This window comes from Ursidibacter sp. B-7004-1 (assembly GCF_053654055.1).
In genome coordinates, this window is sequence record NZ_JBSIUP010000009.1 from 46,728 (window position 1) to 59,146 (window position 12,419).

13 protein-coding genes are annotated in these 12,419 nt (G+C 38.4%); 8 read left to right on the top strand and 5 right to left on the bottom strand.

Going from position 1 to position 12,419, the window contains the following annotated elements; genetic code table 11:
* Positions 1-10: 10 nt before the first annotated feature.
* Complete coding sequence (lolE, locus tag ACWIW0_RS04570) at positions 11-1,261, bottom strand: lipoprotein-releasing ABC transporter permease subunit LolE (protein WP_454452386.1); 1,251 nt, start codon at positions 1,259-1,261, stop codon at positions 11-13.
* A complete protein-coding gene (lolD, locus tag ACWIW0_RS04575; protein WP_454452387.1) occupies positions 1,261-1,947 on the bottom strand; it encodes a lipoprotein-releasing ABC transporter ATP-binding protein LolD in 687 nt (228 codons plus the stop codon). The genes lolE and lolD overlap by 1 nt, the downstream gene beginning before the upstream one ends.
* A gap of 201 nt (positions 1,948-2,148) precedes the next feature.
* On the opposite strand from lolD, the gene eno reads away from it, so the two are divergent.
* Entirely contained in the window at positions 2,149-3,459 is a 1,311-nt protein-coding gene (eno, locus tag ACWIW0_RS04580) for a phosphopyruvate hydratase (protein WP_157395190.1), read from the top strand.
* A gap of 74 nt (positions 3,460-3,533) precedes the next feature.
* Here eno and ACWIW0_RS04585 read toward each other — a convergent pair whose 3' ends face one another.
* Positions 3,534-4,388: a thymidylate synthase gene (locus ACWIW0_RS04585; protein ID WP_454452388.1), complete on the bottom strand. Its 855-nt coding sequence runs from the start codon at positions 4,386-4,388 to the stop codon at positions 3,534-3,536.
* Positions 4,389-4,453: 65 nt separating this feature from the next.
* Between ACWIW0_RS04585 and ACWIW0_RS04590 the strand changes: the two genes are divergently transcribed.
* The 6 genes from ACWIW0_RS04590 to ccmD all read left to right on the top strand — a co-directional run bounded on the left by ACWIW0_RS04590 (position 4,454) and on the right by ccmD (position 8,155).
* Positions 4,454-5,002 carry a hypothetical protein gene (locus ACWIW0_RS04590; RefSeq protein WP_454452389.1) on the top strand — a complete coding sequence of 183 codons (549 nt, stop codon included), beginning with the start codon at positions 4,454-4,456 and terminating at the stop codon, positions 5,000-5,002.
* 149 nt (positions 5,003-5,151) lie between these two features.
* Entirely contained in the window at positions 5,152-5,862 is a 711-nt protein-coding gene (gene hda, locus ACWIW0_RS04595; RefSeq protein ID WP_454452390.1) for a DnaA regulatory inactivator Hda, read from the top strand.
* A 12-nt stretch (positions 5,863-5,874) separates the two neighbouring features.
* Positions 5,875-6,510, top strand: a complete 636-nt coding sequence (ccmA, locus tag ACWIW0_RS04600; RefSeq protein ID WP_454446446.1) for a cytochrome c biogenesis heme-transporting ATPase CcmA — start codon at positions 5,875-5,877, stop codon at positions 6,508-6,510.
* 3 nt (positions 6,511-6,513) lie between these two features.
* Positions 6,514-7,176 carry a heme exporter protein CcmB gene (ccmB, locus tag ACWIW0_RS04605; RefSeq protein WP_454452391.1) on the top strand — a complete coding sequence of 221 codons (663 nt, stop codon included), beginning with the start codon at positions 6,514-6,516 and terminating at the stop codon, positions 7,174-7,176.
* Between the two features lie 46 nt (positions 7,177-7,222).
* A complete protein-coding gene (locus ACWIW0_RS04610) occupies positions 7,223-7,963 on the top strand; it encodes a heme ABC transporter permease (protein ID WP_454446448.1) in 741 nt (246 codons plus the stop codon).
* Between the two features lie 9 nt (positions 7,964-7,972).
* Positions 7,973-8,155, top strand: coding sequence for a heme exporter protein CcmD (gene ccmD, locus ACWIW0_RS04615; RefSeq protein ID WP_454452392.1), 183 nt, complete (start codon positions 7,973-7,975; stop codon positions 8,153-8,155).
* A gap of 213 nt (positions 8,156-8,368) precedes the next feature.
* On the opposite strand, the gene ACWIW0_RS04620 is transcribed toward ccmD, so the two are convergent.
* Both ACWIW0_RS04620 and yghU read right to left on the bottom strand, forming a co-directional pair.
* Positions 8,369-9,298, bottom strand: coding sequence for a LysR family transcriptional regulator (locus ACWIW0_RS04620; RefSeq protein WP_157393964.1), 930 nt, complete (start codon positions 9,296-9,298; stop codon positions 8,369-8,371).
* 137 nt (positions 9,299-9,435) lie between these two features.
* Positions 9,436-10,224 carry a glutathione-dependent disulfide-bond oxidoreductase gene (gene yghU / locus ACWIW0_RS04625; RefSeq protein WP_454452393.1) on the bottom strand — a complete coding sequence of 263 codons (789 nt, stop codon included), beginning with the start codon at positions 10,222-10,224 and terminating at the stop codon, positions 9,436-9,438.
* A gap of 164 nt (positions 10,225-10,388) precedes the next feature.
* On the opposite strand from yghU, the gene prlC reads away from it, so the two are divergent.
* Positions 10,389-12,419: an oligopeptidase A gene (gene prlC / locus ACWIW0_RS04630; RefSeq protein WP_454452394.1), complete on the top strand. Its 2,031-nt coding sequence runs from the start codon at positions 10,389-10,391 to the stop codon at positions 12,417-12,419.

The window sequence follows — 12,419 nt, forward strand, 5'->3', positions numbered from 1 at the left end:
TTTTTTGTTTCTAATGTCCGCTTAATACCTTGGCTGGTTCTAATTTAGAAGCTCGAATAGCAGGGTATAAACTTGCAAGCAAGCTTAAAATAATTGTAGCTAACAGAACCCAAACAATATCTAGCCAGTGAATTTCACTCGGTAGGAAATCAATAAAATAGATACCGTCAGAGAGCAATTTTGAGCCGAGAAGACTTTCAATTCCCTTGATGATAGCGGTCAGATTTAACGCAACAATAACACCTAAGATAACGCCAAATAATGCCCCTTTCATTCCTGAAATTAAGCCATACCAAAGAAAAATATGCTGAATAAAGCGGTTATTTGCCCCTAGTGTGCGTTGAATAGCAATATCTCCCTGCTTATCTTTCACTGCCATTACCAACGTAGAAATGATGTTAAAACAAGCCACGCCGATCACTAGCACCATTGCAATATACATTACAGTACGGATCAGCTGAATATCGTTATACATATAACCAAATTTGTCTATCCAAGTATGTAGGTAAAGTGGCTGTGGATAGCTGGCAAGCTCAGGAAAAACTAAATCTCTTACCGCAAAAGGCTGTTTTACTGCCATCTCAATACCAGAGAATTGATCTGTTTCGAGTTCGAGTAACTCTTGGGCTTTGCTTAATGGGAGTAAAGCATAACTGTGATCTAATTGTCCGTCTAAACGTAAAATACCACTTACATCAAGGCTAAAGCGGAGTGGTTGGGATAACTTTCCATCTTCCGTTGGCTGAGGTAAAAGTAAGGTTACTTCATCACCGACTTCAACACCAAGATCTCGAGCGATACCCGCACCGATAACTAACCCACCTTGTTGATGAAATTGTTGCCACTGTTCTTTTGGGATAAATTGCCCTAATGCACTTACCTGATCTTGTTTAACTGGATCAACACCACGCACTTGTGCAATTTTTAGCTGTGAGCCATTTTCAATTAAGCCCGTAAAACTCACAAAAGGTGATGTAGCGGTAACATTCGGGTTATCTTTTACAATTTTTTCTAAAGCAAAACCATTGTTTAATAAGTTAGCCCCATCTCTAGTTATGGTTTTAAGTTCAGCGTGTGGTACAACAGAAAGAACCCGTTGATTAAGTTCTCTCTCAAAACCATTCATCGCACTTAACCCGATGATTAAAACTGCAACGCCGAGAGCAATGCCAATACTTGAGAATAAGGAAATTAGTGATACTAAGCGGTTTTTTTGTTTGCCACGTTGATAACGCCAGCTAATAAAAAATGGAGTACTCATTATTCCGCCTCTCGCAATACACCATCTTGCATAATCAAACGGCGGTTAAGTTTATTTGCTAGGCTTAGGTCGTGGGTAACTAATAAGAAAGCGATCTGTTGTTCTTGATTGAGCTGTTTAATTAACTCAAAAATACTTTCAGTGGTTTTCTGATCTAAATTGCCTGTCGGCTCATCAGCAAGGACTAGCGATGGGTTATTAACTAACGCACGAGCGATAGCAACACGTTGGCGTTCACCGCCTGATAATGCAGATGGGCGATGCGTAATTCGATGAGATAATCCTACCGCTTGTAGCATTTTTTCTGCACGATCTTTTGCTTCATTTTTATTTTGCTGACCGATTAACATCGGCATCATTACATTTTCTAAAGCAGTAAAATCAGCCATTAAATGATGAAACTGGTAAACGAAACCTAAATGCTGATTGCGTAATTTTGCTAATGCATTGCTACTAAGTTGTTGCAATGATAGCCCTTTAATAAATACTTCCCCTTCACTTGGCTGATCTAAGCCGCCAAGTGTGTGGAGCAACGTACTTTTTCCTGAGCCTGAACTACCAACAATAGCAACTAGCTCACCACTGTTCATTGAAAATGAAACATTTTTTAGCACTTGGGTTGCATTATCGCCTTCTTGATAGAACTTATTGATATTTACACATTGTAATAATAGTTGTTGATTCATATTCTTGTTTTCTCTAAAACGCTGATTCTCTTTTTTATAAAATGGAATATCGCTATTTTGCCTAAAATTACCTATTCGGATCAAATTACTTTTACTTTTTGTGAAGTATGTCACTTTTTTGCAAGACAAAATAGTAAAATCCCATTACTATATACAAGTTTTTCATATTAACTATTAACTCTTACATTGAGGATATTAACAATGGCAAAAATCGTTAAAGTAATCGGTCGTGAAATCATCGACTCTCGTGGTAATCCAACTGTTGAAGCTGAAGTTCATCTTGAAGGTGGTTTCGTAGGTCTTGCTGCTGCGCCATCTGGTGCATCAACAGGTTCTCGTGAAGCGTTAGAATTGCGTGATGGCGACAAAGCACGTTTCTTAGGTAAAGGTGTGTTAAAAGCTGTTTCAGCAGTAAATAACGAAATTGCACAAGCAATCGTAGGTAAAGATGCTTCTAACCAAGCTGAAATTGACCAAATTATGATTGACTTAGACGGTACAGAAAACAAATCTAAATTTGGTGCAAACGCAATCTTAGCGGTTTCATTAGCAAACGCAAAAGCAGCAGCTGCATCAAAAGGTTTACCACTTTATGCTCATATCGCAGAATTAAACGGTACTCCAGGCGTTTACTCTATGCCATTACCAATGATGAACATCATCAACGGCGGTGAGCACGCAGATAACAACGTTGATATCCAAGAATTTATGATTCAACCAGTTGGTGCGAAAACATTAAAAGAAGCACTTCGTATTGGTGCTGAAGTATTCCACAACCTTGCTAAAGTATTAAAAGCGAAAGGCTTAAATACAGCAGTAGGTGATGAAGGCGGTTTCGCTCCAAACTTAGCATCAAACGCTGACGCATTAGCGTGTATCAAAGAAGCGGTAGAAAAAGCAGGTTATGTATTAGGCAAAGATGTAACTTTAGCGATGGACTGTGCATCTTCTGAATTCTACGACAAAGAGCGTAATGTGTACGATATGAAAGGTGAAGGTAAAACATTCACTTCTCAAGAATTTACTCACTACTTAGAAGGTTTATGTAAAGAGTACCCAATCGTATCTATCGAAGATGGTCAAGATGAATCAGACTGGGAAGGTTTCGCATACCAAACTAAAGTTTTAGGCGACAAAGTTCAATTAGTGGGTGACGATTTATTTGTAACAAATACTAAGATTTTAAGTCGCGGTATCGAAAACGGTATTGCAAACTCAATCTTAATCAAATTCAACCAAATCGGTTCATTAACTGAAACTTTAGCAGCAATCAAAATGGCTAAAGATGCAGGTTATACAGCAGTTATTTCTCACCGTTCTGGTGAAACTGAAGATGCAACAATTGCAGATTTAGCAGTTGGTACAGCAGCAGGTCAAATCAAAACTGGTTCTATGAGCCGTTCAGACCGTGTTGCGAAATACAACCAATTAATTCGTATCGAAGAAGCATTAGCTGCAGCAGGTACACCAGCACCATTTAACGGTTTAAAAGAAGTTAAAGGTCAAGCGTAATTAGCTAATATATAATTTAACGCCCCTACACTTCGTTCGGAAGTATAGGGGCGTTGTTCTATGCTCAATAATAACTAAACCGAAAATGGATATTGAATACTTGGGTGGTATTCATAACCTTCTACTTCGAAATCATTTAGCGTTACCCACGTTTCTAAATCTTCAAGAGTCTTAATATCAGGGTTGATTTTTAATTTAGGTGACGCAAAAGGTGTACGAGTTAATTGTACATTCTTCATTAAATCAAGTTGATCTTCGTAGATATGCGCATTCACAATTTTATGAAAGGCTTGACCTGCTTGATGCCCTGTAATCTGAGCCATCAATGCAAGGAATGTGTAGCATTGGATCATATTCCAGTTTAACCCTAAAGGTACATCAGCGGAACGTTGAGTGCTATTTAGGTAAAGTACACCATCAAGTAAAGAAAAATGGTGGCTGTGTAAACAAGGTCTTAAACACCCCATATGGAAAGCACCAGGGTGATAGAATGTATAAATTTCACCACGATTATCAATACCACGCTTTAGGTCATCAACAATTTGACGAAGTAAATCAACAGAGCCTGTTCCATCGGCTTTTGGAAAATTACGCCCAACCGCACCATAAACTAAGCCCATATCATCTTTACCTTTTCGATAAGGATTTGCTAACCAAGCACTATTTTCATTGGCGTTTGCGTCCCACGATTTTGTTCCTAACTGACGGAAATCAGCAGCGTTATCATACCCCCGTATGTAGCCTAATAATTCAGCAATAGCAGCTTTCCAAAAACTTCTGCGAGTAGTTACAAGTGGAAATTCTCCATTGGCTACATCATAGGTCAGATCAGCATTGATAACGGTTAAACAACGCTTACCCGTACGCTCATTCTCAACCCATTTTCCTTGTTCAACAATACGTTGGCATAAATCTAAATACTGTTTCATATAGTAATCCCATCTGTTATTCGGTAGAATGGTTCTAGCCTTTATAAAATGATTAAGGAGTATATATGAAATCTTTATTAAAGTCTTTTTTCGTGATTTCGACTATTTTCGTGTTAGCTGCGTGTGGTTCAAGCAAAACAAGTGGTTGGAAACGTCTTTCAGAATCGGAAGTTGATCAAAAATCCTATGCAATTGCTTATGGTGCAACCGCTCAAACCTATTTAGATCGTGTAAACCAGAGCTATGATATTGACTCTTTTATGCACGGTGTAGATGATTGGTATAACAAAAAGGTAACTTTACCTATTGAGCAAATTCGAGCGAGTTTATTGAATAGAATGTTAGATCACAATGTTTATGCTTATTATAGTGGGGTGCTATATGCGTCTGAACTGCAAGCAAATTCAAACCGTTTAAGCCCTAAATGTTGGTCTTTTGTTGAACCGAAAAGTATTACACAAGGTATTCACGATGCAATGTTAGATTTGCAAAAAGGTTCTGTGCGTGATGATGAATATATCAAAAAAGGAGCAGAGCAGATTTTACACTTATGTGTAGAACAGGTTGAAGCTGATCAACAGCAGAAAAATAAAACTAAAGCATCGAAGAAATAACCTACTCTTTTTACGGCAATAACAATTATATTTATAATCATTATTGCCGTAGATTATGATACTAATCTTATCTAATACTAAAGTTAATACTTCTCAATTTTGGCTTTTTCCGCTATGCTTTACGCTCTTTTTCTAACTGAATTTATACATTGCAATTACCACTACCTATTCATCAGATTGATGATGAAACACTCGAAAATTTCTACTCAGAAAATAGCTTACTGCTGTTAGATTCACTACATCAAAATTTTATAGATGTACAACAGCCATTTTTCTATATTTGGGGTGGGCGTAGTAGTGGTAAAAGCCATCTGTTAAAGGCAGTGAGTAATCATTATTTATTGAATAACCTGTCATCTAGTTATATTCCCCTTGAAAAATCACACTATTTCTCGCCTAGTGTATTAGATAATGCCGATCAGCTCGATGTGATTTGTTTAGATGATCTTCAAGTAATTGCAGGTAATGAAGAGTGGGAATTAGCAATTTTTGATTTATTTAATCAAATTCGTGAACAACAGGGGCTATTTAGTCAAGGTAAAAAAACACTTTTACTCATCAGTGCAGACCAGCCACCAAGCCATTTGGCAATCAAATTACCTGATTTACGCTCTCGTCTAAATTGGGGGGAAGTATATCGACTTGATGATTTAACGGATGAACAAAAACAAACTATTTTACAGCGTAGTGCACACCGTAAGGGGCTAGAATTACCTGATGAAGTCGCCAGCTACTTATTAAAACGAATAGATCGAGATTTGCAAGTATTACTCAATAAACTTGAGATTTTAGATAAAGCGTCGTTGCAAGCACAGCGTAAACTAACGATCCCTTTTATTAAAAGTATTTTAGAGCTTTAATGGGCTTAAACAATGAACCATAAAAATCAACTCATACTGAACAATATAGCCTGTGAACGTGGCGAAACACGCTTATTTGAACATTGCCAACTGACGATTAAAAGTGGTGAATGGTGGCAAATTGAAGGACATAATGGTATTGGTAAAACCAGTTTATTGCGTATTTTAGCAGGGCTCTCAGTTGCAGCTGAAGGGGACGTAAGTTGGAATGGTACACCTATTCAGCGACAAAGAGATGAATATTATTCAAACCTTTTTTACTTAGGGCATTTTGCAGGAATTAAGCCAGAACTGACCGCTTGGGAAAATTTACGTTTTTATCAGAAAATTCAACATTTACCACTCAGCGATGATGCCTTGTGGAATGCACTACAAAAAGTTTCACTCATTGGCAAAGAAGATTTACCTTGTTCGCACCTTTCTGCAGGACAACAACGGCGTGTTGCACTAGCTAAATTATGGCTTACTCAAGCAACCTTATGGATTTTAGATGAACCATTTACCGCTATTGATAAAAAAGGGGTAAGTGAGCTAATTACACATATTGAGCAACACTGTGAACAAGGCGGTATCACTATATTTACTAGCCATCAAACAGCCCAAAGCGATAAAGTAAAAATCTTATCCCTTGATCAATTTAAGGTATAAACAATGACCATTCTGACTATTATTCAACGAGAACTGACAATTGCTTTTCGTAAACCTGCGGAAATTTTAAACCCATTGTGGTTTTTCTTGATTATTATCACAATGTTTCCACTCTTAATGGGGCCAAATCCCGAATTACTCGGTAAAATTGCATCGGGTGTTGCGTGGGTAGCGGCAGTATTATCAGCCTTGCTCTCTTTTGAACGGCTATTTCGAGATGATTATTTAGATGGTTCATTAGAACAATTACTCCTTTTACCAACAGGCTTAGCTCAAGTTGCTCTCGCAAAAGTGATGGCTCATTGGTTATTAACAGGTTTGCCACTCATTCTACTCTCGCCCATTACGGCAATTTTACTGTCATTGGAAATAGAAGTTTGGTGGGCGTTAGTTCTTACCTTGTTACTGGGTACACCTATCTTAAGCTGTTTAGGAGCAATTGGTGTCGCTTTAACCGTAGGGTTACGCAAAGGCGGTACATTACTAAGTTTGCTCATTTTACCGCTTTTTTTGCCAGTCTTGATCTTTGCTGCTTCAGTGCTAGAAGCCTCTACACTAAATTTAGGTTATTCAGGACAATTAGCAATTATGGGAGCAATGTTAGTACTAGCCTTAACACTCTCTCCCTATGCAATAGCGGGAGCATTACGCATTAGCTTGCAGTAACAAGCGGTTAGTTTTACACAATTTTTTACATTTTATTGGAGTCTTTATGTGGAAATGGTTACACCCTTATGCGAAATCAGAAACACAATATCGCATACTTGGTAAAGTTCAACCAATTTTAGGTTTTTTAAGCTTTATCTTATTAGCAAGTGCATTTATTTGGGGATTAGCTTTCGCCCCGAAAGATTATCAACAAGGCGACAGCTATCGTATTATCTTTATTCACGTCCCTGCAGCAATTTGGTCTATGGGAGTATATGGCTCAATGGCAATTGCTGCTCTTGTTGCTTTAGTTTGGCAAATACGTCAAGCCAGTCTTGCAATGATTTCAATGGCACCAATTGGTGCAGTATTAGCCTTTATCTCACTAGTAACAGGAGCCATCTGGGGTAAACCGATGTGGGGAACTTGGTGGGTATGGGACGCTCGCTTAACATCGGCATTAGTGCTGTTCTTTTTATATCTTGGCGTAATGGCACTGTATAGTGCATTCCAAGACCGTAATGTCGGTGCAAAAGCAGCAGGGATACTCTCTATTGTTGGCGTAATCAATTTACCGATTATTCACTTCTCAGTAGAGTGGTGGAACACGCTACATCAAGGAGCAACCATTACTAAATTTGATAAACCATCAATGGCAGTCGAAATGCTCATACCACTATTATTAGCAATTTTTGGCACAATGATTTTTATGATTTGGCTAAGTATCTTACGTTATCGTAGTGCATTATTGCAAGATGAACGTAAACGCCCTTGGGTAAATGAATTAGCAAACCAAATGAAGTAGGAGAGTAAAATGACATTTCAATTTAGTTCAATTAGCGATTTTTTCGCAATGGGTGGATATGGTTTCTATGTTTGGCTCGCCTATGGCATTACATTTTTTTCGGTAGGGTTACTCATTTGGCAAAGCAAACGTGAAATTAAACAAACATTAAAATGGGCAAAAAAAGAGCAAATCAAGAATACCCAAAGATAAAAAAACGGTAGGGAAACCTACCGTTTCAGATTATTGACAAAGTGTTTTCATTCGGACGCCAAGCGTGGCGTCCCTACAAAGAATAAGTATAACTAATTGAAAAATAAATATTTTATTTTTGTTATGTAGGGACGCCACGCTTGGCGTCCACTCATTAAATCAACAAATTAAGGTTTGTCATCAGTCTGAAACGGTAGGTTTCCCTACCGTTTTTTATCTTTCCAAAACCAACAAATCAGGTAAAGTAGCGAAACTTTCTGCTCTAACGGTGTTATGGAAATCAATGATATAAGCCATTTCAGCATCCGATTCACGAATTGCACCGTACAAATTACTATAAAGCCCTTTCTGAGTAATTTTACGAGCCACCACATAGCCACGTTCTAAATAAGGTTTTACTGCCCAATAAGGTAAAGCGGCAACCCCCCGTTTACTCGCTACAAGTTGAATAATAGCAATGGTAAGCTCACTAGTGCGTCTTGTCGGGTTAATTCCTTTTGGGTGTAATACTTTACGCAAAAGGTCTAACATATCATCAGGCACAGGGTAAGTAATTAAAGTTTCATCAGCAAAATCTTCAGCATCCCAAATTTCTTTACTTGCCAAATGATGATCTTTAGAACAAATTGCCACCATTTCATAAGAAAATAGCGGTTTATAGCTCACGCCTGCGACATCTTCCATCTCCGATACCACAGCCCAATCGGCACGATGAGAAAGCAATAGCCCAACAGTGTCTGTATGGAAACCAGATACAATATCCAGCTCAACTAATGACCAACTTTGACGAAATCTATCCATTGCAGGCATCAGCCAATCAAAACAAGTATGACATTCCACCGCTATGCGTAATTCACCAACCTCCCCTTGCTTTACGCGGGCAAGATCTAATTCAGCCTCAACCACTTGTGGTAAAATCTTATAAGCCAACTGAATTAAACGCTCACCTGCTGGAGTGAAATGAATAGGCTGAGTTTTACGCTCAAATAAAGTTAATTCATATTGATCTTCTAATAATTTGATTTGATGTGATAACGCTGATTGGGTGAGATGAATGCGTTTTGCAGCTAAAGACACACTACCACTTTCTTTTAAGGCAAGTAGCGTTTTCAAATGGCGAAGCTCAAGGAAGATCGGTTTCATTATTAAAATTTTTATTCATAAAGGCAATTTTGAATGAAAATTATAACAATATAAAAGCAATAACAGAACAGATAAGGGTGATATTTACATAAGCGGAGCCTTTTGCAAAAAATATTGCAAATCTCTCCGCTTATGATTTAGCGAACAGGTTGATATTCAGCTTGTAAGCCTTTTTGCACTGCTGGGCGATGATAAATAACATTTGCCCAGCGTAGTAAATTTGGGTAACTCTCTATCGCTAAAAACTCCCTAGCGTCATAAACTAAGCCAAGAGCAAGCTGCCCATACCAGCTCCAAATGGCAATATCGGCAATCGTGTATTCCCCACCGCAAATATATTCCTGTTTGGCTAAATGTTTATCCAGCAAATCTAATTGACGCTTTGTTTCCATTGTAAAACGGTTGATTGGGTACTCAAATTTCTCTGGGGCATATTTATAAAAATGTCCAAATCCACCGCCAACATAAGGGGCACTTGCCATTTGCCAAAATAGCCAAGAAAGGCATTCTGTACGTTTTGAAAAATCACTTGGGATAAAAGCCTGAAATTTTTCAGCTAAATAGAGCAAAATAGCCCCAGATTCAAAGACTTTTTGTGGCTCTTCAGCGGTTAAATCAAGTAGTGCAGGTATTTTAGAATTTGGGTTAATTTCAACAAAGCCACTGCCAAATTGGTCGCCTTGGCGAATATCTATTTTAAATAGATCATAATCAGCTTGAGTGATACCTTTAGCCAATAATTCTTCTAGCATTATGGTAATTTTTACCCCATTCGGCGTTCCCAATGAGTAAAGCTGTAAGCCTTTATTTCCTTGTGGGAGTGTTAAATCAAAGGTTGCCCCTGATGTAGGTCGGTTGATTGCTGCAAAAGCTCCGCCATTTTGCTCTTCCCAACGCCATACTTTCGGTGGAATATAATTTGTCATTGTTGCTCCTTAGTTTTGATAAACCATTGAATGTGAATAGAAGCGGTAAGATGTGTAAGATTTTTTGCAAATCATACCGCTTTTTGTAAATTTTCCTTGATATTTCGTGAAATATCCCCAAACTATCTGGCACTTTTACTTCATTATGATTAAAGGAAATAAGTATGTCGAATCCACTTTTAAATGCAACAGGTTTACCACAATTTTCAGCAATTAAACCTGAGCATATTCAACCTGCTATTGAGCAGCTCATTCAACAGTGTCGAGAAACCATTGAGCAAGTTTCTCAAATAGTACAACCAACTTGGGAAAACTTCTATATGCCACAAGCGATGACGGGGGATAAATTATCTCGTGCTTGGTCGCCAGTGGGGCATTTAAACTCAGTCAAAAACAGTCCTGAATTGCGTGATGCTTACCAAGCTTGTTTACCATTATTATCTGAATACAGCACTTGGGTTGGGCAACATCAAGGGTTATATCAAGGCTATTTAAAATTAAAAAATAGCCCTGAATTTGCGAATTACTCTTTAGCACAGAAAAAAGCGATCGAAAATAGCTTGCGTGATTTTGAACTATCAGGCATTTCATTACCTGCGGAACAACAAAAACGCTACGGTGAGATCTCAATGCGTTTATCAGAACTCAGTTCAAAATTTAGCAATAACGTGTTAGATGCGACAATGGGTTGGGAAGTTTTAATCGAAAGTGAGGCTGAATTAACAGGATTACCTGAATCAGCTCTTGAAGCTGCGAAATTAGATGCTGCAAGTAAAGGGAAACAAGGTTATCGCTTTACCCTTGAATTTCCAAGCTATCTACCAGTAATGACTTACTGTGAAAATCGTGAGTTGCGTCAGCAAATGTATGAAGCCTTTAATACGAGAGCGTCAGATCAAGGTCCAAATGCAGGGAAATGGGATAATAGTGCAATTATTGATGAAACGCTAAAATTACGTTTAGAGTTAGCTAATCTGTTAGGCTTTGAAACCTATGCAGATTATTCATTGGCGACCAAAATGGCGGAAAATCCAAAACAAGTCGTGGATTTTTTAGAAGGGTTAGCCGACCGTTCAAAAGCACAAGGTCAAAAAGAGTTGGCAGAACTAAAAACCTTTGCAAAACAAGAATATGGAATGGACGATCTTCAACCTTGGGATATTGCTTTTTATAGTGAAAAACAAAAACAAGCACTTTATGCGATTAATGATGAAGAACTTCGCCCATATTTCCCAGAAGAACGCGTACTTTCAGGGTTATTTGAATTAGTAAAACGTATCTTTGGAATGAAAGTGGTTGAACAAAAAGAGTTTGATAGCTATCACGAAAGTGTACGCTTTTTCAATATTTTTGATGAAACTGACCGCTTGCGTGGCTCATTCTACCTTGATCTGTATGCAAGAGAACATAAACGTGGTGGTGCGTGGATGGACGATTGTATCAACCAAAAACGTTTAGCAGATGGTTCATTACAAAAACCAGTGGCGTATTTGACTTGTAACTTTAATAAACCGATTGGGAATAAACCTGCACTCTTCACTCACGATGAAGTCACTACGCTATTCCACGAGTTTGGTCACGGTATTCACCATATGCTGACTGAAATTGATGTCGGTGATGTTGCTGGGATCAACGGAGTACCTTGGGACGCAGTGGAATTACCAAGCCAATTCTTAGAAAACTGGTGCTGGGAAGAAGATGCGTTGGCATTTATTTCAGGGCATTATGAAACGGGAGAACCACTGCCAAAAGATAAACTAACACAGCTACTTAAAGCGAAAAACTTCCAAGCTGCGATGTTCGTCTTACGTCAGCTAGAATTTGGCATCTTTGATTTCCGTTTACATTTAGCTAAACCGAGAGAGAATTTGTTATTAGATACGTTGAGAGAAGTAAAAGCACAGGTTGCAGTAGTAGAAATTCCAACTTTTGTGCGTACTCCGCACAGTTTCGGGCATATCTTCGCAGGTGGATATGCCGCAGGTTATTACAGCTATTTATGGGCAGAAGTGCTTTCAGCAGATGCTTTCTCCCGCTTTGAAGAAGAAGGGATTTTTAGTCGAGAAGTCGGGGAATCTTTCTTACAAAATATCTTAACGCGTGGTGGTTCAGAAGAACCAATGGTGCTGTTTGAACGTTTCCGTGGACGTAAACCAACCTTAGATGCGTTATTGCGTCATAAGGGAATTGCTTAA